The organism is Streptomyces sp. NPDC001985 (genome assembly GCF_040296845.1).
In the GTDB taxonomy this organism is placed as follows: domain Bacteria; phylum Actinomycetota; class Actinomycetes; order Streptomycetales; family Streptomycetaceae; genus Streptomyces.
Map to the genome: position 1 here is coordinate 1 of NZ_JBEOYB010000098.1, position 23,248 is coordinate 23,248.

A 23,248-nucleotide genomic window follows, 5' to 3' on the forward strand; every position below is an offset into this window, starting at 1 on the left:
CTCACCGGTGCCGACCACGGGCCCTTCCGCGGACACCGCGGCGAAGTAGTGGAACTCCCGCTCCGGGATGCGGTTCACGGCCGGTCACCGCCGTCTGCCAGGTCGAGGAGCAGAGTCTCCAGCGCCCGTTCGAACCGGAGCTGCCGCCAACCCTCGGCGAGTTCAGCGCGCCACCGGTCGGCATAGTCGGGATCGTTCTCCAGCCGGCGCAGCTCGGCGCGGAGCCGACGGTGCTCACGACCCCGTGGGGTCAGCCACCACAGACACCAGGGTCGTCGAATACGTAAGAGCTTCACGCCAGTCGGCCTGTCTGTCGAACACGGGGCGACAGCCCGGAGAGGGACGGCTCAAGGGAACGAGGGCGGCGGTCGCTATCGGTGAGATCAGCATCAGCGCTGGTCAGATCCGTCATACCGCAACCGTTTCGCGTCCCGGGGGACGTTTCTACTCTGATCGCCGGACGTTCGGCACGGAAATGGCCTACGGTAAAAATTCGTCCCTAACGTCCCAGAGGTTGATCTTGAACGAAGCTCTGCGTCACGCCATGGCCAAAACACGTGTGAGTGACAGGCAGTTGGCTGAGCGCTGCGGTGTCGACATCAAGACAGTCGGCAGGTGGATCACCGAGCCGGGACGGGTACCGCGAGCCCGGCACCGCTGGTTGATTTGTGAAGAACTCGGAGAGGAAGAAACGACGTTGTGGCCTGCGGCAGCGAGCAGGGCAATCAAGGTTGGACCTGACAGGGAAGTGGTTTCCGTCTACCCGTACCGCTCCAATTGCCCCACGTCTCTCTGGAGTTCTTTGATATCCAAGGCGGAGGAGGAGTTGACGTTCGCCGGCTACACTAATTATTTTCTGTGGCTCGAACAGTCGCAATTCGGAGAACTGTTGCGAAAAAAGGCAAGGAATGGATGCAGGGTGCGCTTTATTATTGGCGATCCCGACAGTGCCCTGACTCGCGAACGTGAGGCGCAGGAGAATGTACCGCTCACTCTCGCAACGCGCATTCGCGTGACGCTATCCGAGTTGGAGAAAGTAAGAGGCGAATTGGGTATTGGTGCACGGTATAGCGAAGGTCATTCTCATCTGTCGGTATTCCGTTTTGATCACGATATGATCGTGACCCCGCTTCTCACGCATCGAGTCGGACATGATGCTCCGACATTGCATCTGCGCCGACATCAGAATGATGGAATATTCGATCGCTTCGCTTCGCATGTAGAGGAAATTTGGAGTCGTGGCACAGATGTTTGGGGAGAGGGCGGCCATGGCGAGGCGTGACTACGAGAATGATCCGTGCGCTCCGACGGCGAATAGTCTGATTCCTGCTGCATCGACAATCGTGGTCGATGAAATTGGACGCATACTGCTCCAGCGGAGAATCGATAATGGGATGTGGGCGCTTCCTGGCGGCGCCATGAATATTGGAGAGTCGCTTCCCGACTGCGCGGTACGTGAGACGCTGGAGGAAACTGGGCTCAATGTCAGACTCGTTGGCATTGTTGGTACGTACACAAATCCCGGGCACGTGTTTTCCTACAGTGATGGAGAGGTGCGACAGGAATTCTCCATCTGTTTTCTTGCTCATCCGGCCGGGGGGGCTTTGTCGGCCTCGGGTGAGTCGACTGAAGTGGACTGGTTCACAATTGCGGAAACAGAAAACCTGCCTATGGTTCCTAGTATTCGTAAGCGGATTGACGATTGGCGTGACGGGAATATGCCGGCGCTGCGCTGAATTGGAAACGTCCCCACACCCGCCGCCCCTGTTGGGCAGCGAGCACGGGGGCTCACCGCGTCAGGCGGCGAGGCAGAGGGACACCACGGCACGGGCCCACGCGTCCGAGGCCCACTCGGCGGGTGTGCCGCGACCAGGACCCCGACCCCCATCCCGGCTGTGACCGGACACAGGGATCTGACCGACGGGAGCATTCCGCCGGGCTGCCGGTGGACGGGGTGTGGCCGGAGGGCGCGGCACGCCGGGCCGCTTCCGTGAGCGCCCGGCCGTAAAGGAGTGGCGGGCCCGAGCCCCGCCCGGCGAACATGGCGCGCATGACCGACCAACCCGCACGCTGGACCCAGGCCACCGTCTACCCGGACATGTGGGTCGACCCGGACAACGACCCCCGCGACAGTGAAGGGTCCGGCGCGGAGGGTGAGCCGGCGACGCTGCGGGACTTCCTGGCGAGCTTCCGCCTGACCCTGCGGATGAAGTGCGAGGGGCTGGACGCGGAGCAGATGGCCCGGCGGTCGGTTCCGCCGTCGACGATGTCGCTGCTCGGGCTGGTGCGGCACCTCGCCGAGGTGGAGCGGGACTGGCGCAACTGGATCACCGACGGCGACCCGGTGCCGAAGCTGTACGGCGAGCGGGACGCGGACTTCGACGGAGCCGTCGCCGACCGCGCGGAGGTCGACGCCGCGTACGCCGATCTGGAGCGCGAGCAGGCGGCGACCGACGCCGAGCTGGCCAAGCACACGGATCTGGGCGAGCGCGTGGGGAGGGAGGGGATCGTGATCCGGGAGCTGATGGTGCACCGGATCGACGAGTACGCCCGTCACTGCGGGCACGCCGATCTGCTGCGCGAGTGCGTGGACGGAAGGGTCGGTCAGTGACGGGGCTCCGGGTGCGGGAGGGGAGGACACGGTGGGGCTCTCGCTCCATCCCGATGCCGAGGGCCTGAACCTCCCGGACGTCTCGTGGTCGTACAGCGGTTTCGGAATGTTCCGGGAGTGGCCGGCGGGGGCCGAGGGGTTCGCTCTCGCCGAGATGGCGGGTTTCTGCGCGAAGAGGCTGTCCGAGCCGGCGGCGACGCAGGGAGAAACCGGAGAAGTCGGGGCCGTGGGGGCGGAGCAGGCCGTGCAGGGCTTGTCCGGATGAGGGGAACGCCGGCGACCGTCGTCAGGTCCATGTGTCCGGTCACGGCACGAGTGGTCATGCGGTAGCCGCTCCTGGGGCCGTTGACAGGCCGCGGATGCTATCGCGAGTTCGCGGCAACGGATCGCCTTCGTCGGGTCCGGCGCGCGGCGTCCACCGGGTGAGCGCGCCGGGGATGTCGTTCCGCCCTGCCGCGGCAGCCTCGATTCTGTCGGCGCGCTTCGCCATCAGTTCGGGAGCCCGGCTTCGCGGATGGTGTGAGTGTGTCCGGCAGCTCGCCCGATTCCATCCCCGCGCGGGTGGGGACTGCGGCGATGCCCGCTCTCGGCCGTATCAGGTCGCCGGCTGGTTGGTGCCCGAGCAGGTGGACCCGTCGGAACCCTGGTGGATGGTGGTGGGCGAGCCGGTGGGTGAGCCGACGATGGCACCGCAGACCGGGCAGGAGCCGTCACAGCGGGCCGGGTCGAAACGGTTGCCGGGGCGGGCGCAGGTGCGTTCCATGCCAGGACACTCCTTCAGTGAGGTGAATGCCGACTGGTGGTGCACTCCCCGGCCGGGCCGCGGCGGGGATTCAGAGGAGGCGGACGAAGACTCTGGCGGAGTTGTGGAATCGGACGGTCAGTCCGTAGTAGTTGGGGCGGACCTCCTCGCGAGTCGACCAGCGTTCGATCCCGGCGATCTCGGGCGATTCGGAGTGAGCGAGCAGCGCCGCCAACCACGCCTCGGGGGCGTCGGTCGCCTGGGGCGCGTCCCCGGGGGCGATCGGGTCCCCGTTGACCGGGGAGTCGTCGAATCCCTCGTGCTTGGCACCGTCCGGGAGCTGGCCCACGATGCCCCACCGGGAGACACCCGCAGCGGTGGTGACGGCGACCCCGCAGGGAGTCTTGTCGTCACCCGCGTCGGCGAGTGTCTGCACCTGGATCGCGGTGGGGTTGTTCTTGGCCAGGTCGATGACGAATCCCTGGAATCTCTGCGGGCGCATGGGTGATCATTTCCTCTCGTGGCGGCCCGGCCAGTCTAGGAGCGAGAGCTGACAGATCACGCAGACCTTCTGCCCATCACCGGGTGCCCGGACACACCACCCCCGGAGGGAGCGTGGGCGCCCGGGGCGCGCCCCCTGTGGGCCGTGGGGCAGAATCGGGGGTATGACCAGCTCGCAGTCGCCCGCAGAGCCCTCCTACGCCGATCGGGTCTTCCGGTCGCCCGCCGGGATGGCCGGTGGTGTGCTGCTGCTCGGGCTCATCCTCTGGCTCGCCGGGGACGCCGTCGTCCGGGGGGCCGGGCGGACGCCCTGGTTCGCCGTGGCCGTCGCGCTGGTCGCCGTGCCGCTGGTCGTCGCCTTCACGCTCCGGCCGGCCGTCTTCGTCAATGACGACCGGGTGCGGGTGCGGAACCCGTTCCGCTCCGTCGTGCTGCCCTGGGGGGCCGTCGAGGACTTCCGGGCCGGGTATTCGAGCGAGGTCTTCACCAAGGACGGCGACAAGTACCAGATGTGGGCCGTTCCCGTGTCGCTGCGGCAGCGCAAGCGCGCCAACCGGCAGCAGACGAAGCGGGACCGTTCGCACGCCTCCGGGGTCGGCACCGCCGAGCCCGAGCCGAGGATGGCGCAGGCGGACCAGACCATTCGTGAGCTGCGGCTCCTCGCCGAGCACCATGCCACCCGGCCGGGTGCGCAGGGCGAGGTGCGGACCCGCTGGGCGTACGAGCTGATCGCGCCGGCCGTCGCGGGGCTCGTGCTCCTGGCCGTCCTCTTCGCCATCGGCTGAGGGTTACGGCGGGCCCGGCCAGACCAGGAGCATATGGGCCCCCGCCCACGCCGACAGCAGGGCCGCCGCCACCAGCACCACCCCCACCGTCGCCGTGCTCCTCGCCCCGGCAAGCGCCCGGGCCAGGGGGAGCAGCAGGGGGAAGCCCGGGAGCAGGAAGCGGGCCCGGGGGAAGTACACGCCCGCGCTGCCCAGCACCACCAGCAGCAGCACCCCGGTGAAGACCAGCAGCGGCAGGGGCTGGCGGTCGGTCAGACAGAGCAGATAGAGCACGGCCGAGACGATCAGCACGGCCGAGACGATCAGCAGGAACAGCGGGGGGCGGCTCGCGTACACCAGCTGCTGGCGCAGCTCCAGCAGGGTCGCCCGGCCCCCGTCCCACTCGTTCTTCCACAGCCGCTGGACCGCGAAGTACCCGTCCCAGCGGCCCACCCGCGCCCCCACCCACGCCACATACGCCAGCCAGCCCAGCGGGGCCACCGCCGCGCCCGTCACCGCCGCCGCCCGCCGGCCCGGGGGTGAGCGGCGGCACGACAGCAGCGCCGCGAGGGAGACCGCCGCCGCCACCGCGACCCCCGTCGGACGGGTCAGCCCCGCCAGCGACGCCAGCGCGCCCGCCCAGAGCCAGCGGTCCCCCAGCGCGGCGTACAGCGCCCACGCGGACAGGGCCGTGAACAGCGACTCCGTATAGCCCATCCACTGCACGGCCGCCACCGGCAGCGCGCCCCACACCACCGTGAGCAGCGTGCCCGTGCGGCGCCCGTACAGCAGGTCACCGACCGCGAAGACCCCCCACGCCGCCACGAACGACGCGACGACCGCGACCAGCAGGCCCACCGACGCCCGCGAACCGGGAATCACCGTGGCGAGGGCCTTCACCAGCAGGGGGTAGAGCGGGAAGAAGGCGAGGTTGTTGTCGTTGACGCGGGTGCCGAGCGCCTCCGCGTACCCGTCGGCCGCGATGCCCAGGTACCAGTGCGAGTCCCATGAGGTGGCGAGGGTCGGCCACACCCCGTGGCCCTTGGTGTGCGCCAGCCGGGCCAGGACCAGCAGCCCACAGAGCCGTACCGCCAGATACGCCGCCAGCGCGGGCCCGGCGTACCGGAGCGAGCGCAGCAGCCGGCCGCCGGGCTCCGGTGCGCCGCCGCCCCCCGGGGCCTGGGGGCTGCGGGAGGCGGGGACGAAGGCGTGAGCGGTCGCGGCGGGGGACGCGGGGGACAACGGCTGCGCTCCTGGGGTCGGCCATCACTACCGGGCCCACCCTTGCCCGACCGCGCGGAGGAGAGGGGTGCGCTGCACGGGAGCCGGGGGAGATTCACCCGTACGGTGCGCGTCTCCTCCGGTACGAGTCCCGGAGGACGGGCGGGGTCCCCGGACTGCCGGCTCCCGGGAACTCGGCGGCCGGGCGTTCGGCTCCCGGCTCCCGGTTTCTCGGCGGCCGGGCGGCCGGCTCCCGGGGCGAAGCCCGGAGGGCCCGGGGCTCCGGGGCCCGCCTGGCGCGGTGAAGACCCCGATTACCGGGGGAGTCCAGGCCGGGAGGCCGGCAGACCTCGGGTCCGGGAATGGAGGCTCGGCAGACCATGAGCCCCCGGGAGCGGAAGCCGGCAGCCCTGGGCCCCGAACCGGAAGCCCGGCGGTCCGGGCGGGCCCCGGCTCTCGCGGGCCCCCGGCTCCCGCAGGCCCCGGGCTCCCCGAGGCCCGGGTCCCTGGCCGAGCCCGGGTCCCTGGCCGAGCCCGGGTCCCCGGCCGAGCCCGGGACTAGATCCCCGCCGCCGACGCCACATCCCGCTTCAGCAGCGCCAGCACCTCCGCGGCCCGTTCGCGCGCCGCCGGCAGGCCCGCGTGGGCGGTCACCGGGACCACGACCTCCAGATAGCACTTCAGCTTGGGCTCGGTCCCGCTCGGACGGACGATCACCCGGGCGCGGTACTCGCCGTCGAGGTGGTAGCGCAGACCGTCCGTCGGCGGGAGGGAGCCGGTGCCCCGGGTCAGATCCTCGGCGGCGGTCACCGTCAGGCCCGCCAGCGCGGCGGGCGGGGCGGCGCGGAGGGCGGACATCGCGTCGGCGATGACCCCCAGGTCCTGGACGCGGACCGAGAGCTGGTCCGTGGCGTGCAGACCGTGCTCCACCGCCAGGTCGTCGAGCAGGTCGGTGAGGGTGCGGCCCTCCTCCTTCAGGACGGAGGCCAGTTCGGCGATGAGCAGCGCCGCCGTGATGCCGTCCTTGTCGCGCACGCCCTCGGGGTCGACGCAGTAGCCGAGCGCCTCCTCGTATCCGTACCGCAGTCCCTCGACGCGGGCGATCCACTTGAAGCCCGTCAGCGTCTCCTCGTACCCGACGCCCGCGGCCTCGGCGATCCGGCCCAGCAGGGAGGAGGAGACGATCGACTCGGCGAAGGTGCCGCGCGCGCCGGCGCGGACCAGGTGGGCCGCGAGGAGGGCGCCGACCTCGTCGCCGCGGAGCATCCGCCAGTCACCGCCGGCCGGGACGGCGACGGCGCAGCGGTCCGCGTCCGGGTCGTTGGCGATCACGATGTCGGGGGCGGCCCGGCGGGCGGTCGCGAACGCGAGATCCATCGCGCCCGGCTCCTCCGGGTTGGGGAAGGCCACCGTCGGGAACGCCGGATCGGGCTCCGCCTGTTCCGGTACGAGGACGGGCGCCGGGAACCCGGCCCGCGCGAAGGCCGCCGTCAGGACGTCCTTGCCGACGCCGTGCAGGGCCGTGTAGACGACGCGGGCGGTGCGGGGGGAGCCGGGGGCCAGCACGGCGTCGGTACGGGCCAGATAGGCGTCCAGGACCTCTTCGCCCAGGGTCTCCCAGCCGGAGTCGGCGCGGGGGACGTCGGCCAGGCTGCGGATCGCGTCGATCTCGGCGGCGATCTCCGCGTCGGCGGGCGGCACGATCTGGGAGCCGTCGCCGAGGTAGACCTTGTAGCCGTTGTCCCGGGGCGGATTGTGGCTCGCGGTGACCTCGACCCCGGCCACCGCGCCCAGCTGCCTTATGGCGAACGCCAGTACGGGGGTGGGGAGCGGCCTCGGCAGCACGGCGGCGCGCAGCCCGGCCCCGGTCATCACCGCGGCGGTGTCCCGGGCGAAGTCGGCCGACTTGTAGCGGGCGTCGTAGCCGACGACGACCAGGCCGTCGCCCTGGCCCCGGGCCCTGAGGTACGCGGCGAGGCCGGCGGCGGCGCGGATCACCACGGCGCGGTTCATCCGCATGGGGCCCGCGCCCAGCTCGCCGCGGAGTCCCGCCGTACCGAACTGGAGGGTGCCGCTGAACCGTGCGGCCAGCTCGTCCGCGGCCTCCGTCCGGATCAGCTCGGCCAGCTCGTCCCGGGTCTCCCGATCCGGGTCCTCCGCCAGCCATGCCCGGGCCCGCGCGATGAGGTCCTGCTGCACGGTCGCTCCGCCTCTCGTGTTCCGTGTGTCTTCTGGTGCCGGGGGTCCATCATCGGCCGGGGTGGGTGGTGGCCGTGATGACGGAACCGGGCAGGGGAAGGTCGTTCCGGTGACCTCGGGTGGCCGGGAGCTGTCCCGGGAGCCGTCCCGGGGCCGGGAAAGCCGGTTCCCGGCCGGGCGCGGCGGATGCGGGGAGGACCGGGGCGACCCCTGCCGCCCCGGGCTCCCGCCCCCGCCGCCCCCGGCCCGCTCCGGCTCAGAGCCGCGCGAGGACCCTTGTCAGCAGCTCGCCCATCCGGGCCGCCGAGTCACGGCCGGCCTGGAGGACCTCCTCGTGGTTGAGCGGCTCGCCCGACATGCCCGCGGCCAGATTGGTGACCAGGGAGATGCCCAGCACCTCGGCGCCCGCCTCACGGGCCGCGATGGCCTCCAGGACGGTGGACATGCCGACCAGGTCGCCGCCGAGCACACGGACCATGTTGATCTCGGCGGGCGTCTCGTAGTGCGGGCCGGGGAACTGGACGTACACCCCCTCTTCGAGGGAGGAGTCCACCTCCTTGCACAGCGCGCGCAGCCGCGGCGAGTAGAGGTCGGTGAGGTCCACGAAGTTCGCGCCGATGATCGGCGAGGTCGCGGTGAGGTTGATGTGGTCGCTGATCAGCACCGGCTGACCCGGGCGCATGCCCTCGCGCAGACCGCCGCAGCCGTTGGTCAGGACGATGGTCTTGCAGCCGGCCGCGACCGCGGTGCGCACACCGTGGGCGACGGGGGCCACGCCGCGGCCCTCGTAATAGTGGGTACGGCCGAGGAAGACCAGCGCGCGCTTGTCGCCGATGCGGTACGAGCGGATCTTGCCGCCGTGGCCCTCGACCGCGGGCGGCGGGAAGCCGGGCAGTTCGGTGACCGGGAACTCCGCCTCGGGCGCGCCGAGCGCGTCCACGGCCGGTGCCCAGCCGGAGCCCATCACCAAAGCCACGTCGTGCGTCTCGGCGCCGGTCAGCTCGCGCAGGCGCGCGGCGGCGGCACCGGCCGTCTGGTGGGGGTCGGCGGTAGCGCCGTCGAGGTCCGGATTCACATGTGCGTTCACGCGAATGAGGGTAACCGCTGAATCCCTACGCGCGTAGATGCAGCAGCGTACGGTCCTCGGATCGTTGTCTTGTCGTTTCCCACGAAAGCCGGCCGGGAAGCCGCGGCCGGGGAAGCGGAGAGGGCCCTAGCAGGGCCGTTTGCGCAGCTCCATCACATAGTCGTGCGGCGCGCCCGCCGAGTCCGCCGCGTCCGCGATCTCGCCCAGATAGCGGGCCGACGGCAGCCCGCCCTCGTATCCGTTCAGCACATACACCCAGGCGGGTTCCTCGCCGTCCAGGGTGTGCACCCGGACCCGCATCCGCCGGTAGATGTCCAGGCCGACACCCTCCCAGCGGTCCATCGAGTCCTCGTCCATCGGCGCGATGTCGTAGAGCGCGACGAAGACCTGCGAGCGCGGCGCCTCCACGATGGTGGCCAGCGCCCCCTCCCAGCCCATCTGCTCGCCGCCGAAGGTCAGCCGCCAGCCGTTGAGCCAGCCCGTGCCGCGCAGCGGGGAGTGCGGTGCGCGGCGGGTCATCAGCCGCGCGTCGAGGTTGCCGGCGTACGCGGCGTAGAGCGACATGGGATTGAGGGTACGGGAGGGGCCCGGGTGGTCGCCCTGCGCGGCGTGGTCCCCCGGGCGGGGGGCCGGCACCCCGGCGGACCCCCTGAGCGGCGGCTCCGGGCACCCGCGTGGTCCCCTGTGGGGAGCCCCGGACACCGAAGGAGGCCCCGGGGGCGAGCAGCTTGAAGCGTGCGGGACAATGGGGTACGTACTCCAGCCCCTCAGTGGGACCGCCCAGCGGGACGACACCGCCCCGGCCCACCCGGCAGCAACGAGAGCGCGAGGCGTGACCCCAGTGACCCGGATCGTGATCATCGGCGGCGGACCCGGCGGATACGAGGCGGCCCTGGTGGGCGCCCAACTCGGCGCGGAGGTGACCGTCGTCGACTGCGACGGCCTCGGCGGCGCGTCCGTACTGACTGACTGTGTGCCCTCCAAGACCCTCATCGCCACGGCGGAGGTGATGACCACCTTCGACTCGTCCTACGAGGAACTGGGCATCATCGTCGCCGACGACACCCCGCCGATGGAGCAGTCGGCCCGGGTCGTGGGCGTGGACCTCGGCAAGGTGAACCGGCGGGTGAAGCGGCTCGCGCTGGCGCAGTCGCACGACATCACCGCCTCCGTGACCCGGGCCGGCGCGCGCGTGGTGCGCGGCCGGGGCCGGCTGGACGGCCGGCAGGCCACCGACGGCTCCCGCAAGGTCGTCGTCCGGGCCGCCGACGGCACCGAGGAGACCCTGGTCGCCGACGCCGTGCTGATCGCCACCGGCGGCCATCCCCGCGAGATCCCCGACGCGCTGCCCGACGGCGAGCGCATCCTCAACTGGACCCAGGTCTACGACCTGGACGAGCTGCCCGAAGAGCTGATCGTGGTCGGCTCCGGCGTCACCGGCGCCGAGTTCGCCGGCGCCTACCAGGCGCTCGGCTCCCGGGTCACCCTGGTCTCCTCCCGGGACCGGGTGCTCCCCGGTGAGGACCCGGACGCCGCCGCCGTCCTGGAGGACGTCTTCCGCCGCCGCGGGATGAACGTCATGGCCCGCTCCCGCGCCGAGTCCGCCAAGCGGGTCGGCGACCGGGTCGAGGTCACCCTCTCCGACGGCCGGGTCATCTCCGGCAGCCACTGCCTGATGGCGGTCGGCGCGATCCCCAACACCGCGGGCATGGGTCTGGAGGAGGCGGGCGTACGGCTCAAGGACTCCGGGCACATCCGGACCGACCGGGTCTCCCGCACCAGCGCTCCGGGCGTGTACGCGGCCGGTGACGTCACCGGGGTCTTCGCGCTCGCCTCGGTCGCGGCCATGCAGGGCCGCATCGCGATGTACCACTTCCTCGGCGACGCGGTCACCCCGCTGAACCTGAAGACCGTCTCCTCCAATGTCTTCACCGACCCGGAGATCGCCACCGTCGGTTACAGCCAGGCGGATGTCGACGCGGGCAAGATCGATGCACGGGCCGTCAAGCTGCCGCTGCTGCGCAACCCCCGCGCGAAGATGCAGGGTATTCGGGACGGTTTTGTGAAGATCTTCTGTCGGCCGGGTACGGGGATCGTGGTCGGCGGATGCGTCGTGGCGCCGCGCGCGAGCGAGCTGATCCACCCGATCTCGATCGCGGTCGACAACAATCTGACGGTGGAGCAGATCGCCAACGCCTTCACCGTCTACCCCTCCCTGTCCGGCTCGATTGCCGAGGTGGCACGGCAGTTGCACACCCGCAAGGCCACCGGCGAGGGCTGACCGCCGGGGTCCGGCGCGGGGCCGCGGACCGGCTCCGCGCGCCCCGGGCCCGCCGTCCGGGTGTGATCGTTTGGTGGCCATCTCCGGTGCGCGCTCATACCACTTGACGGGCCATGGTGAGCGCATTACTTGTTATTCGGCGCATAGTGCTGAAAACTATCGGCCGCTCAGGTTACTGTCAGTTTCGTGTTCGCTGCAGAACGTCGCCAATTGATCCTTGAAATGGTGCGTGCCAACGGGGCCGTGTCGCTCCGTGAGCTCGCCCGCGTCGTCCAGACCTCCGAAGTGACCGTACGGCGGGATGTGCGGGCGCTGGAGGCCGAAGGACTCCTCGACCGCCGGCACGGCGGTGCGGTACTGCCGGGCGGCTTCACCCGGGAGTCCGGCTTTCCGCAGAAGTCCCTGTCCGCCACCGCGGAGAAGACGGCGATCGCCGATCTCGCCGCCGGCCTCGTCGACGAGGGCGAGGCCATCGTCGTCGGCGCGGGCACCACCACCCAGGAGCTGGCCCGCAGGCTCGCCCGGGTCCCCGGACTGACCGTCGTCACCAACTCCCTGCTCGTCGCCCAGGCGCTCGCCCACGCCAACCGGGTCGAGGTCGTCATGACCGGCGGCACGCTGCGCGGCTCCAACTACGCCCTGGTCGGCAGCGGGGCGGAGCAGTCGCTCCAGGGGCTGCGGGTCTCCCGCGCCTTTCTCTCCGGCAGCGGGCTGACCGCCGAGCGGGGCCTCTCCACCTCCAACATGCTCTCGGCGAGCGTCGACCGGGCGCTGGTGCAGGCGGCGGCCGAGGTGGTGGTCCTCGCCGATCACACCAAGCTCGGCGCCGACACGATGTTCCAGACCGTGCCCACCGATGTGATCACCCGGCTGGTCACCGACGAGCCCCCGGCCCACGACGACCGGGCGGCCACCGAACTCCAGGCCCTGGCCGACCAGGGCGTACAGATCGCGGTGGCGGGCACGGGTGCCGCGTCGCCGCCGCAGTCCCCGCCGTCCGGCGAGGGCGATACGGCTCCGGGGCGGCCACCGCGCCGCGATGTGCCGCTCCCGGGGCAGCGCCGCACCCGGGGAGGCGCCGGTCCGGGTCCGCAGCGGCTCAACCCCGCGGGCGGACTTGAGCCGGGGGTGGGGGGCGGCGGCACGGGAGCGGTGGAGCGCGGCGCCAGGATGGCGGACCTCCGCCGCCGCTGAACTCCTCCGGACGGTCGCGCCGCGTCCGAGGCCGGTGGAGGGCCGCGCGCGGAGCAGCCGGCCTCTGTGGTGATCGTCCCGCTCGCGGCTCGCGGCTCCTCGCGGCACCACGCAGAGCCGATCGCCCGCTGGTGCTTCCCACCGACCGTTCAGCGCGGATGAGCCGTTACCGACCGGTGCTCGTGTCCTGCCGCGCCGCGCCCGTGCCGCCGCGTCGGCTGATCCGTATCCGCTGCCGGAAGGCGCCCTGGGACTCGCTGTCCCGAGAGCCGGGTTCAGGTTGTCCGGACGAGCGGCCCGCGCGCCCGCGCCCGCGTCGACCCGCGGCGTCGGTCGATCCGTACTGCCGAGAGTCCGGTTCAGGGTGCCTGGACGAGCGGCCCGCGCGCCCGGCCCTGCACCCCGCGCGCCCGGCCCTGCACCCCGCGTCGCCGCGTCGACCCGCCGCGTCGGTCGATCCGTATCCGCTGCCGGAAGGCGCCCTGGGACTCGCTGTCCCGAGAACCCGGTTCAGGCTGCCCAGATGAGCAGCCCGCGCGCCCCGTCAGATCCCCGTACCGTCCGGGCGCAGCCCCCGCAGTGTCAGATTCAGCAGCCGGTCCGGCAGTGCGGGGTCGTCCGGGGACTGCTCGCCGGCCAGGGCGATGGCCTTGGTGAGCTGCATCAGATCGTCCACCGAGACATCGCCCCGCACCGACCCCGCCTCCCGGGCCCGCCGCAGCAGCCGGTCCCCGGCCTCGCGCAGCGGCACACAGCACTGTGCCAGCGCCGAACTCTCGTCCTGCGCCGCCGACATCAGCGCCCCGGAGAGCCCCCGGTACTCACTGGTGTGGGCGATGAGCGCGCGCAGCCACTCGATCAGCGCCGTACAGGGCCGCGCCGCGTGCTCCAGCTGGTGCGACCGTTCGAGGAGCGCGTCCACGGCCTCCCCGAACACGGCGTTCATCATGGCCTGGCGGTTCGGGAAGTGCCGGTACAGCGTGCCGATGCCGACGCCCGAGCGGCGGGCGATCTCCTCCAGGGAGGCGTCCGTGCCGTGCTCGGCGAAGACCGCACGGGCCTCGGTGAGCAGCCGTTCGTAGTTGCGGCGGGCATCGGCCCGCATGGGGCGGGCCGAGCCCACCGTACTGGTCGCCATCGTGCGGTCCTCCCTGGGTCCGTCCGGTCCGTCCGGTTCTCCCGGGCGCGCGCCGGCCGTCACCCGGCCGGAGTGACAGGATGCCACCGCCCCGGCCGCCGCCCCGCCGCCACGGCGGAAGGGGCCCGCCGCCCGGAGTCGAACACCGGTCGCGCGGGCCCCTTCCGACGAGGGCCGACAGAGAAGGGGCCGGGGCTCAGTCCTTGATCTCGCAGATGGCCGCGCCGGAGGAGACGGAGGCGCCGACCTGCGCGCTGAGGCCCTTGACGGTGCCCGCGCGGTGGGCGTTGAGGGGCTGCTCCATCTTCATGGCCTCCAGGACGACGATCAGATCGCCCTCCTGGACCTGCTGGCCCTCCTCGACGGCGATCTTGACGATCGTCCCCTGCATGGGGGAGGCGAGGGTGTCGCCGGACGCGGCGGACGCGGACTTCTTCGCGGCGCGGCGCTTGGGCTTGGCGCCCGCGGCCAGACCGGTGCGGGCCAGGGTCATGCCGAGGGAGGACGGCAGGGAGACCTCCAGGCGCTTGCCGCCCACCTCCACCACCACGGTCTCGCGGCCGGGCTCGTCCTCGGCGTCGGCCTCCGCCGGGGCGGTGAAGGCCGGGATCTCGTTGACGAACTCGGTCTCGATCCACCGGGTGTGGACACGGAACGGGTCGGCGGTGAAGGCCGGGTCGACCACCACGGCGCGGTGGAAGGGGATGGCGGTGGCCATGCCCTCGACCTGGAACTCGGCCAGCGCGCGGGAGGCGCGCTGGAGCGCCTGCTCGCGGGTGGCGCCGGTGACGACGAGCTTGGCGAGCAGCGAGTCCCACGCGGGGCCGATGACGCTGCCGGACTCCACCCCCGCGTCCAGGCGGACACCGGGGCCGGTCGGCGGGGCGAAGAGGGTGACGGTGCCGGGGGCGGGCAGGAAGCCCCGGCCGGGGTCTTCGCCATTGATCCGGAACTCGAAGGAGTGACCGCGCACGGCCGGGTCGCCGTACCCCAGCTCCTCGCCGTCGGCGATCCGGAACATCTCGCGGACCAGGTCGATGCCGGTGACCTCCTCGGTCACCGGGTGCTCCACCTGGAGGCGGGTGTTGACCTCCAGGAAGGAGATGGTGCCGTCGGTGCCGACGAGGAACTCGACAGTGCCGGCGCCGGCGTAGCCCGCCTCCTTGAGGATGGCCTTGGAGGCGGCGTACAGCTCCGCGTTCTGCTCGTCGGAGAGGAAGGGCGCGGGCGCCTCCTCGACCAGCTTCTGGTGGCGGCGCTGGAGGGAGCAGTCGCGGGTGGAGACGACGACGACATTGCCGTGCTGGTCGGCCAGGCACTGGGTCTCGACGTGGCGGGGCCGGTCGAGATAGCGCTCGACGAAGCACTCGCCCCGGCCGAAGGCCGCGACGGCCTCGCGGACGGCGGAGTCGTACAGCTCCGGGACCTCCTCCAGGGTGCGCGCGACCTTCAGACCGCGCCCGCCGCCGCCGAAGGCGGCCTTGATCGCGATCGGCAGACCGTGCTCCTCGGCGAAGGCGACGACCTCGTCGGCGCCGGAGACCGGGTCGGGGGTGCCGGCCACCAGCGGGGCGCCGGCGCGCTGGGCGATATGGCGGGCGGCGACCTTGTCGCCCAGGTCGCGGATCGCGGACGGCGGCGGTCCGATCCAGGTCAGCCCGGCGTCGATGACGGCCTGGGCGAACTCGGCGTTCTCGGAGAGGAAGCCGTAACCGGGGTGGATCGCGTCCGCCCCGGAGTCCTTGGCTGCCTGGAGGACCTTGCCCATGTCGAGATAGCTGGCGGCCGGTGTGTCACCGCCCAGGGCGAACGCCTCGTCCGCCGCGCGGACGTGCAGCGCGTCCCGGTCCGGATCGGCGTAGACGGCTACGCTCGCGATTCCGGCATCCCGGCAGGCACGGGCAACGCGGACAGCGATTTCGCCACGGTTGGCGATGAGCACCTTGCGCACGATGGCTCCCTCCTTGAAACAAGCTGAGTTTAGGGACTACCGACACGGCCTTTCGACCCGTCCCCATTGGTGAGCTTGCCCACACGGAGCGTGATTCGAGGCTCGCGCAAGTCGCGAAATCCCTTGTCGCACCACGGTACGACGGGCTTCCGTCATGCAGCGTAGCCGTGTTGTGTGGCGCAGGTCTCTGTTCGGGAGCCCAGCCGCCGGACGTGTTTCTTTGTGGGGTCCCTACGAACGGGCGAGTGATTCTTTGCGGCGGTGTCAGCCACGGGGCCCGCTGTGGGGCCCGTTGCGGTGACTGCGGTGGCGGAAGCTTGACAGGTGTGTGCCGGGGCCCTTGTGGCCGGGTTTACCCGTTAGTAGCGTGCGCGCTGTCGTCGTTGGGCACTCACGGTGACCAACGGGTTGGGGGGCGTTGTGATACGCAGACCGATCGCGGTCGTGGCCGCGCTGGTCCTGCTGGTGGAGGCCGTCGGACTGGTGGTGATCCACGGGGTCCTCGCGACGTTCGTGGACGGCCAGAGCATGTCACTGGACGGGCTGGACCCGGCCGCGACGGCCGCCGGGACCTGGGTGGCGGGCGGCGCGGCCGGGGTCTTCCTGGCCGGGTGCGCGCTGGTCTCCCTGCTCGCGGGGGTACGGGACCGGGCGCCCGGCCGCGCCGGCCGGGTGCTGCTGATCGCCGCCGCCGTGGTGCACGCCGTGCTGGGCGCGGTGACGGTGGGGCTGGTGGGGTGGTCTGCCTTCGCGGTGCTGATGGTGGGGATGGGTGGGGTGGTGGCCGTCCTGGTCGCCTACGGGAAGCAGTTCCGCGCCGGAGCGGACCGGGCGCCCGCCGCCGTGCCCGAACCGGCCCCGCCCCGGCCCGCCGCTCCCTGAGCGGCGCCCGGGCCCCGCTCACCGATCCGGCCCGATCCGAAAGAAACTCCCTAGGCCCACAGATCGGTGACCGAGTGGCCCAGCTCCGCCAGGAGCACCCGCAGCAGCGGCAGCGACAGTCCGATGACATTGCCGTGGTCGCCGTCGATCCCGTCGATGAACGGCGCCGAGCGGCCGTCCAGGGTGAACGCGCCCGCCACGTGCAGCGGTTCCCCGCTGGCGACATAGGCGGCGATCTCCGCGTCCGTCGGCTCGCCGAAGCGGACCGTCGTCGACGCGGTCGCCGAGGCGATCCGCCCGGTGGTGGTGTCGGTGACACAGTGCCCGGTCTGGAGCACCCCCGAGCGCCCGCGCATCGCCTTCCAGCGGGCGGTGGCCTCCTCGGCGTCGGCGGGCTTGCCCAGCGCCTCGCCATCCAGTTCCAGCACCGAGTCGCAGCCGATGACCAGCGCGCCGGCGGCGTCCGGCCGGGCGGCCACCACGGCGGCCTTGGCCTCCGCGAGGACCAGGGCCAGCTCGGCGGGTGTCGGGGCGCTCAGGGCGTCCTCGTCGACACCGCTCACGATCACCTCGGGCGCGAACCCCGCCTCACGCAGCAGACGCAGACGGGCGGGGGAGGCGGAGGCGAGTACCAGTCGCGGGGTTCGGGCGGTCATGCACGCCATGGTAGGCGGCGCTCAGCGCAGACCGATGACAAACATCCCAAGGACCATGGCCAGCGCGAGCAGCAGGCCCGCCCGGCGCATCATCGCCTGGGTCTCCCGCAGTTCCTTCGGGGGCTCGTTCTCGGGGTCCGACCACAGCATGTCTCCGATGGTGCGCCCGGCCGCCGGGGCCGCGCCTGAGTACGGGTACTCAACCGGCCGGGTGGTCCGGAGCACATACCGAAGGCTGTTCGAATCGCGTGATAGAGCCCGCGAGCGCGCCGTCGGGGAGCGCGCCCCGCCAGGGGGTCCGGCGGGGCCCGGGCCCCTCTTGGGCCGGGCTCGGGCGGGGCTTTCGCAGCGCTCCGGAGCGGCCCGGCGCGGCTCCGGCGTACCCCCGGCCGATCCCCGGCGGGGCCCGGGCACACCCGGTGGGGCCTCGGAGCGGTGCTGGAGCGGTCCGCTACACCGGCCAGTAGGTGCGGGCCCAGGCCCGGGGGCCCGGCAGCGGGTGCCGGCCACGGGCGACCATCGCCGGGTCCGACCACTGCTGGGGCGGCGGCGCGGCGCCCTCCGCCGCCCCGGCCCCCGCCGAGGCAGCGGCCCGCGCCCGGACCACCGCGAGGGCGGCGGCCAACTCCTCCGGGGTGGGATTGCCCCGTACGACCTTGATCATCGAGCTGCCTTTCCGGTGAGGGTCACCACGGTGGGGGAAGCGCCGGCCTACAGGGGAATGTTCCCGTGCTTCTTCGGCGGCAGGCTCTCCCGCTTGTTCCGCAGCTGCCGCAGGCCCCGCACGATCTGCGCCCGGGTGTCCGACGGCAGGATCACCGCGTCGACATAGCCGCGCTCGGCCGCCGTGTACGGGTTGAGCAGAGTGTCCTCGTACGACTGGATCAGCTCGGCCCGCACCGCCTCCGGGTCGTCGGCGGCGGCGATCGTCCGGCGGTGCAGAATGCTCACCGCGCCCTGGGCACCCATCACCGCGATCTGCGCGGTGGGCCAGGCGAGATTGAGATCGGCCCCCAGGTGCTTGGAGCCCATCACGTCGTACGCGCCGCCGAACGCCTTGCGGGTGATGACCGTGATCAGCGGCACGGTCGCCTCGGCGTAGGCGTAGATCAGCTTGGCGCCCCTGCGGATGATCCCGCCGTACTCCTGGTCCACCCCGGGAAGGAACCCGGGGACGTCGACGAAGGTCAGCACCGGGACGTTGAAGGCGTCGCAGGTGCGGACGAACCGGGCCGCCTTCTCGGAGGCGTTGATGTCCAGACAGCCCGCGAACTGCATCGGCTGATTGGCCACGATCCCGACCGGGAACCCCTCCACCCGCCCGAAGCCGGTGACGATGTTCGGCGCGAACAGCGCCTGCGTCTCCAGGAACTCGCCCTCGTCCAGCACATGCTCGATGACCGTGTGCATGTTGTACGGCTGGTTCGCGCTGTCCGGGATCAGGGAGTCCAGCTCCAGATCCTCGGCCGAGGGCGCGAGGTCGGCCTCCTCGGGGAAGGCGGGCGGCTCGGAGAGATTGTTCGACGGGAGATAGGAGAGCAGGGACTTGACGTACTCGATGGCGTCCTTCTCCTCCCCCGCCATGTGGTGCGCCACGCCCGAGGTCGTGTTGTGGGTGCGGGCGCCGCCGAGCGCCTCGAAGCCCACGTCCTCGCCGGTGACCGTCTTGATGACATCCGGTCCCGTGATGAACATGTGCGAGGTCTGGTCCACCATCACCGTGAAGTCGGTGATCGCCGGGGAGTAGACGGCGCCGCCCGCGCACGGGCCCACCACCAGCGAGATCTGCGGGATGACCCCGGAGGCGTGGGTGTTGCGGCGGAAGATCTCCCCGTACATCCCGAGCGCGCTCACCCCCTCCTGGATGCGGGCGCCCCCGGAGTCGTTGATGCCGATGACCGGGCACCCCGTCTTCAGGGCGAAGTCCATCACCTTGATGATCTTCTGTCCGAAGACCTCGCCGAGCGCCCCGCCGAAGACCGTGAAGTCCTGCGAGAAGACGGCGACCGGGCGCCCGTCGACCGTGCCGTAGCCGGTGACCACCCCGTCCCCGTACGGGCGGGTGCGCTCCAGGCCGAAATTGGTGGAGCGGTGCCGGGCCAGTTCGTCCAGCTCGACGAAGGAGTCCTCGTCCAGCAGCAGATCCACTCGCTCACGGGCCGTCAGTTTGCCCTTGGCGTGCTGCTTCTCCACCGCCCGGGCGGAGCCGGCGTGGGTGGCCTCGTCGACGCGGCGCCGAAGGTCCGCGATCTTTCCTGCGGTGGTGTGGAGGTCGGTCTGTTCCGGCTCGGACATCGGGATGCGGCTCCCCTGGCTGGTCAGCCGTCGGTGCGGCTGAGCGGCTGTGCGGCTGGCTCGGTGGCGTGCTGCTGCCTTGGTGGGTGGTGTTCGCGTAACGCTGGGGCTGCGGGGCTGCGGGGCTGCTGGGGCTGCTGAGCGGTACGGCGACTCGGCTGAATGCTGTCGTCCGCTGAGCTACCGAGTCGTAGCGTATCGGCGTGGATACGGTTCGGCAGTGCGGCGTTTACCACACCTAACCTGGCTTGCATGACGCCAGAGAATGCGCCCCCCGGCCGCTGGTCCGACCTGGACCGCCCGCCGCTGAACACCGCCGCGCTGCGCCGCGCCCTGCTCCGCCCCGCCGGGCTGTGGACCTCCTTCGATGTCGTGCCCACGACCGGTTCCACCAACTCCGACCTGGTGCGCCGCACCCCGCTCACCGAGGGCGCGGTGCTCGTCGCCGAGGAGCAGACCGCCGGCCGGGGCCGGCTCGACCGGACCTGGTCCGCGCCGCCGCGCTCGGGGATCTTCCTCTCCGTGGTGCTGCGGCCCGGCCCCGGCGTGCCCGTCGAACAGTGGGGCTGGCTGCCGCTGCTCGCCGGGGTCGCCACCGCGACCGGGCTGAGCCGGGCCGCCGGCGTGGACACCTCCCTCAAATGGCCCAATGACCTGCTGGTGAAGGTCGACGGCCAGGAGCGCAAGGCCGGCGGCATCCTCGCCGAGCGGGCCGGTGACGACGCCGTGGTGATCGGCATCGGCGTCAATGTCACCCTCCGCTCCGATGAGCTGCCCGTCCCCACGGCGGGCTCGCTCGCCCTCGCGAACGCCGTCTCCACCGACCGCGACCCGCTGCTGCGGGCCGTGCTGCGCTCCCTGGAGCAGTGGTACGGGAAGTGGCGCGCGGCCGGCGGCGACCCGGCGCTCTCGGAGATCCAGCCCGCCTACGCGGCGGGGTGCGCGACCCTGGGCCGCACGGTACGGGCGCAGCTGCCGGGGGACCGTTCGCTGACCGGGGAGGCGGTGGCGCTGGACGGGGCCGGGAGACTGGTGCTGACCTTGGAGAACGGGGAGCGGGAGGCGGTCGGCGCGGGCGACATCGTCCATCTGCGGCCGGCCGGCTGAGCCCCGGGCCCGCCGTGCGGCCCGCCGGATGAACCCGAACGGCCACGGGGACGTGAGCCAGGGCACACCTGCCGTATCGTTGAGGCGATCGAGCGACAGATCGAGAACGGCAGAACAGTGCGCAGGGAACGGGCAGGAGGCGGCTGGTGACCGGCGACGACACCACATCCGGCGCGAGCGCGTCCGATGGGTCCGTTCCGCCGCCGGGCCCGTCCCGCCGCGCCGCCCCGGACCCCGGGGCCGCGGGCGGCGCCCCCGGGGGCCCGTCCGGGTCCTCCGGCGCGTCCGGCTCGTCGGTGCATCCGACGCCGCACCACGCGGTCGACCACACCGCCGAGCCCACCGACGACCCGCTCGCCATCCGGCTCGAAGCGCTGATCCTCGGCGCGGACCGCCGCTACACCCCCTTCCAGGCGGCCCGCACCGCCGGTGTCTCCATGGAGCTGGCCTCCCGTTTCTGGCGGGCGATGGGTTTCGCCGACATCGGCCAGGCGAAGGCGCTCACCGAGGCCGATGTGCTGGCCCTGCGGCGGCTCGCCGGTCTGGTGGAGGCGGGGCTGCTCAGCGAGCCCATGGCGATCCAGGTGGCGCGCTCGACCGGGCAGACCACCGCCCGGCTGGCGGAGTGGCAGATCGACTCCTTCCTGGAGGGGCTGACCGAGCCGCCCGAGCCCGGGATGACCCGTACCGAGGTCACCTATCCGCTGATCGAACTGCTGCTGCCGGAGCTGGAGGAGTTTCTGCGCTACGTCTGGCGCCGGCAGCTCGCGGCGGCGACCGGCCGGGTGGTGCAGGCGGCGGACGACGAGGAGATGGTCGACCGCCGGCTCGCGGTGGGCTTCGCCGACCTGGTCGGCTTCACCCGGCTGACCCGCCGTCTGGAGGAGGAGGAGCTGGGCGAGCTGGTCGAGGCCTTCGAGACCACATCGGCTGATCTGGTCGCGGCCCACGGCGGCCGGCTGATCAAGACCCTCGGGGACGAGGTGCTGTACGCGGCGGACGACGCGGGCACCGCCGCCGAGATCGCGCTCCGGCTGATAGACGCCATGACCCAGGACGAGACGATGCCCGCCCTGCGGGTCGGGATCGCCTTCGGCACGGTCACGACGCGGATGGGCGATGTCTTCGGCACCACGGTGAACCTGGCGAGCCGGCTCACGTCGATAGCGCCGAAGGACGCCGTCCTGGTGGACGGGGCGTTCGCCGAGGGGCTGATCCGCACGGGGGACGCGCCCGCGTCGGAGGCGCTGGCCGCCGAGGAGGCGGCAGCGGCGGAGAAGGAGGGCGGGCAGGCGCCCGCGTACCGCTTCGCGCTCCAGCCGATGTGGCAGCGGCCGGTGCGCGGGCTCGGGGTCGTGGAGCCCTGGCTGCTCTCCCGCAGACCCTGACGCGCCCGTGGGGGTGCCCCTATGATCCGGTGAACCGTCGTTAACCGGGAGGGTGCCCTGATGTCCGATTCCGATGACGAGCAGCGGTACGAGCCGGGCGCAGGGCCGGAGGCCGGGGCGGAGGGCGGGCAGCGGTTCGGGGAGTACGTCCTCGTCCGCGTCCGCGACCATGTCGCCGAGCTGGTGCTCGACCGGCCGCGCGCCATGAACGCCGTCTCCTCCGCCATGGCCCGCTCCCTCGCCGACGCGTGCGCGGCGCTCGCGGACGACCCGGGGGTACGGGTGGTGGTGCTCACCTCCACGCACGACCGCGCCTTCTGCGTCGGGGCGGACCTCAAGGAGCGCAACTCCCTCACCGACGCCGAGCTGGTGCGCCAGCGGCCCACCGCCCGTGCCGCGTACACCGGGGTCCTCGATCTGCCGATGCCGGCCGTCGCGGCGGTGCACGGCTTCGCGCTGGGCGGGGGGTACGAGCTGGCGCTCGCCTGCGATGTGATCGTCGGTGACGCGAGCACCGTGGTGGGGCTGCCGGAGGTCTCCGTGGGGGTCATCCCCGGGGGTGGCGGCACCCAGCTGCTGCCGCGCCGGGTGGGCGCGGCCAGGGCGGCGGAGCTGATCTTCACGGCCCGCCGGGTGGAGGCGCCGGAGGCGCGGGAGTTGGGGCTGGTCGACCTGCTCGCCGAGGGCGACGCCCGTACGGAGGCGCTGGCGCTGGCGGCCCGGATCGCCGCGAACTCGCCGGTGGGGTTGCGTGCCGCGAAGAGGGCGCTGCGGCTGGGGCAGGGGGTGGATCTGCGGGCGGGGCTGGAGGTGGAGGATGCGGCGTGGCGGGCGGTGGCGTTCTCGGGGGACCGGGGGGAGGGGGTGGCGGCTTTCAACGAGAAGCGCAGCCCGCGCTGGCCGGGCGAATGACCCCCGCGGCCCGCGGCCTCGGTCCACCCCGAACACTCGCCTCTCGCACCCCGCCGCCCGGTGCCGCCCCCTGCGCCCCGGGCATCTCCAGCCCGTCCGCCGTTTGAGGACGGCCCCCCTGTGCCCCGGGTGCCCCGAGCAGTTTCAGCCGGTCCGGCGCTTGAGGGCGGAGCCTGTGCCGCGGGTGACCCGAGCAGTTTCAGCCCGTCCGGCGCTTGAGGACGGACGCTGGTCCACAGGTGCCCGCATGCTGCGGGCCACGGTCGGGGGCCAGCCCCCGAACCCCCGCTCCTCAATCGCCGGAGGGGCTGAATGGTCC

The 23,248-nt window shown here is 72.3% G+C and carries 23 protein-coding genes; 10 read left to right on the top strand and 13 right to left on the bottom strand.

All coding sequences use genetic code 11. The features are described 5' to 3' along the window. Window positions 1-74 precede the first annotated feature (74 nt). Window positions 75-296 (bottom strand): hypothetical protein, encoded by a 222-nt coding sequence (locus ABT122_RS30095; RefSeq protein ID WP_351558718.1) that lies wholly within the window; start codon window positions 294-296, stop codon window positions 75-77. A 224-nt stretch (window positions 297-520) separates the two neighbouring features. Here ABT122_RS30095 and ABT122_RS30100 point away from each other — a divergent pair, with 224 nt between their 5' ends. The 3 genes from ABT122_RS30100 (at window position 521) to ABT122_RS30110 (ending at window position 2,611) form a co-directional block, all read left to right on the top strand. Further along, window positions 521-1,282: an XRE family transcriptional regulator gene (locus tag ABT122_RS30100; protein WP_351558720.1), complete on the top strand. Its 762-nt coding sequence runs from the start codon at window positions 521-523 to the stop codon at window positions 1,280-1,282. Further along, window positions 1,269-1,736, top strand: coding sequence for an NUDIX hydrolase (locus tag ABT122_RS30105; RefSeq protein WP_351558721.1), 468 nt, complete (start codon window positions 1,269-1,271; stop codon window positions 1,734-1,736). The genes ABT122_RS30100 and ABT122_RS30105 overlap by 14 nt, the downstream gene beginning before the upstream one ends. Before the next feature lie 314 nt (window positions 1,737-2,050). Then, on the top strand, window positions 2,051-2,611 hold the full coding sequence (locus ABT122_RS30110; protein WP_351558723.1) for a DinB family protein: 561 nt from the start codon (window positions 2,051-2,053) through the stop codon (window positions 2,609-2,611). A gap of 595 nt (window positions 2,612-3,206) precedes the next feature. On the opposite strand, the gene ABT122_RS30115 is transcribed toward ABT122_RS30110, so the two are convergent. Further along, window positions 3,207-3,374 carry a hypothetical protein gene (locus tag ABT122_RS30115; protein ID WP_351558725.1) on the bottom strand — a complete coding sequence of 56 codons (168 nt, stop codon included), beginning with the start codon at window positions 3,372-3,374 and terminating at the stop codon, window positions 3,207-3,209. Window positions 3,375-3,444: 70 nt separating this feature from the next. After that, window positions 3,445-3,855, bottom strand: a complete 411-nt coding sequence (locus ABT122_RS30120; RefSeq protein ID WP_351558727.1) for a hypothetical protein — start codon at window positions 3,853-3,855, stop codon at window positions 3,445-3,447. Between the two features lie 163 nt (window positions 3,856-4,018). On the opposite strand from ABT122_RS30120, the gene ABT122_RS30125 reads away from it, so the two are divergent. Next, on the top strand, window positions 4,019-4,639 hold the full coding sequence (locus tag ABT122_RS30125; RefSeq protein WP_351558729.1) for a PH domain-containing protein: 621 nt from the start codon (window positions 4,019-4,021) through the stop codon (window positions 4,637-4,639). Window positions 4,640-4,642: 3 nt separating this feature from the next. Here ABT122_RS30125 and ABT122_RS30130 read toward each other — a convergent pair whose 3' ends face one another. The 4 genes from ABT122_RS30130 to ABT122_RS30145 all read right to left on the bottom strand — a co-directional run bounded on the left by ABT122_RS30130 (window position 4,643) and on the right by ABT122_RS30145 (window position 9,689). Beyond that, window positions 4,643-5,860: a putative hexosyltransferase gene (locus ABT122_RS30130; RefSeq protein WP_351558731.1), complete on the bottom strand. Its 1,218-nt coding sequence runs from the start codon at window positions 5,858-5,860 to the stop codon at window positions 4,643-4,645. A 537-nt stretch (window positions 5,861-6,397) separates the two neighbouring features. After that, the gene (locus ABT122_RS30135; RefSeq protein ID WP_351558733.1) at window positions 6,398-8,038 is read right to left on the bottom strand and encodes a phospho-sugar mutase; all 1,641 of its coding nucleotides are present in this window, start codon (window positions 8,036-8,038) and stop codon (window positions 6,398-6,400) included. Between the two features lie 256 nt (window positions 8,039-8,294). Further along, window positions 8,295-9,113 carry a purine-nucleoside phosphorylase gene (locus tag ABT122_RS30140; protein ID WP_351558752.1) on the bottom strand — a complete coding sequence of 273 codons (819 nt, stop codon included), beginning with the start codon at window positions 9,111-9,113 and terminating at the stop codon, window positions 8,295-8,297. A gap of 138 nt (window positions 9,114-9,251) precedes the next feature. Further along, window positions 9,252-9,689, bottom strand: a complete 438-nt coding sequence (locus tag ABT122_RS30145; RefSeq protein ID WP_258785081.1) for a gamma-glutamylcyclotransferase family protein — start codon at window positions 9,687-9,689, stop codon at window positions 9,252-9,254. Between the two features lie 277 nt (window positions 9,690-9,966). On the opposite strand from ABT122_RS30145, the gene ABT122_RS30150 reads away from it, so the two are divergent. Together ABT122_RS30150 and ABT122_RS30155 are read left to right on the top strand one after the other, a co-directional pair. Beyond that, on the top strand, window positions 9,967-11,406 hold the full coding sequence (locus tag ABT122_RS30150) for an NAD(P)H-quinone dehydrogenase (protein ID WP_351558754.1): 1,440 nt from the start codon (window positions 9,967-9,969) through the stop codon (window positions 11,404-11,406). A 222-nt stretch (window positions 11,407-11,628) separates the two neighbouring features. Further along, window positions 11,629-12,600 carry a DeoR/GlpR family DNA-binding transcription regulator gene (locus ABT122_RS30155; protein WP_451066836.1) on the top strand — a complete coding sequence of 324 codons (972 nt, stop codon included), beginning with the start codon at window positions 11,629-11,631 and terminating at the stop codon, window positions 12,598-12,600. Window positions 12,601-13,144: 544 nt separating this feature from the next. Here ABT122_RS30155 and ABT122_RS30160 read toward each other — a convergent pair. Then, window positions 13,145-13,738, bottom strand: coding sequence for a TetR/AcrR family transcriptional regulator (locus ABT122_RS30160; RefSeq protein ID WP_351558736.1), 594 nt, complete (start codon window positions 13,736-13,738; stop codon window positions 13,145-13,147). 196 nt (window positions 13,739-13,934) lie between these two features. After that, complete coding sequence (locus ABT122_RS30165) at window positions 13,935-15,689, bottom strand: acetyl/propionyl/methylcrotonyl-CoA carboxylase subunit alpha (protein ID WP_351558738.1); 1,755 nt, start codon at window positions 15,687-15,689, stop codon at window positions 13,935-13,937. A 420-nt stretch (window positions 15,690-16,109) separates the two neighbouring features. Between ABT122_RS30165 and ABT122_RS30170 the strand changes: the two genes are divergently transcribed. Then, window positions 16,110-16,571, top strand: a complete 462-nt coding sequence (locus ABT122_RS30170; RefSeq protein WP_351558740.1) for a hypothetical protein — start codon at window positions 16,110-16,112, stop codon at window positions 16,569-16,571. A gap of 50 nt (window positions 16,572-16,621) precedes the next feature. On the opposite strand, the gene ABT122_RS30175 is transcribed toward ABT122_RS30170, so the two are convergent. The 4 genes from ABT122_RS30175 to ABT122_RS30190 all read right to left on the bottom strand — a co-directional run bounded on the left by ABT122_RS30175 (window position 16,622) and on the right by ABT122_RS30190 (window position 19,522). After that, the gene (locus ABT122_RS30175) at window positions 16,622-17,236 is read right to left on the bottom strand and encodes a Maf family protein (RefSeq protein WP_351558742.1); all 615 of its coding nucleotides are present in this window, start codon (window positions 17,234-17,236) and stop codon (window positions 16,622-16,624) included. Window positions 17,237-17,248: 12 nt separating this feature from the next. Next, window positions 17,249-17,377: a morphogenic membrane protein MmpB gene (mmpB, locus tag ABT122_RS30180; protein WP_351558743.1), complete on the bottom strand. Its 129-nt coding sequence runs from the start codon at window positions 17,375-17,377 to the stop codon at window positions 17,249-17,251. Window positions 17,378-17,678: 301 nt separating this feature from the next. Further along, complete coding sequence (locus ABT122_RS30185; RefSeq protein ID WP_351558744.1) at window positions 17,679-17,891, bottom strand: acyl-CoA carboxylase epsilon subunit; 213 nt, start codon at window positions 17,889-17,891, stop codon at window positions 17,679-17,681. 47 nt (window positions 17,892-17,938) lie between these two features. Continuing rightward, window positions 17,939-19,522, bottom strand: coding sequence for an acyl-CoA carboxylase subunit beta (locus ABT122_RS30190; RefSeq protein WP_351558746.1), 1,584 nt, complete (start codon window positions 19,520-19,522; stop codon window positions 17,939-17,941). Window positions 19,523-19,774: 252 nt separating this feature from the next. Here ABT122_RS30190 and ABT122_RS30195 point away from each other — a divergent pair, with 252 nt between their 5' ends. From ABT122_RS30195 to ABT122_RS30205, 3 genes are all read left to right on the top strand, one after another. Further along, window positions 19,775-20,629, top strand: a complete 855-nt coding sequence (locus ABT122_RS30195; protein ID WP_351558748.1) for a biotin--[acetyl-CoA-carboxylase] ligase — start codon at window positions 19,775-19,777, stop codon at window positions 20,627-20,629. A gap of 296 nt (window positions 20,630-20,925) precedes the next feature. Further along, window positions 20,926-22,017: an adenylate/guanylate cyclase domain-containing protein gene (locus ABT122_RS30200; RefSeq protein ID WP_351558756.1), complete on the top strand. Its 1,092-nt coding sequence runs from the start codon at window positions 20,926-20,928 to the stop codon at window positions 22,015-22,017. 60 nt (window positions 22,018-22,077) lie between these two features. Next, a complete protein-coding gene (locus ABT122_RS30205; RefSeq protein WP_351558750.1) occupies window positions 22,078-22,929 on the top strand; it encodes an enoyl-CoA hydratase/isomerase family protein in 852 nt (283 codons plus the stop codon). Window positions 22,930-23,248: the final 319 nt, after the last annotated feature.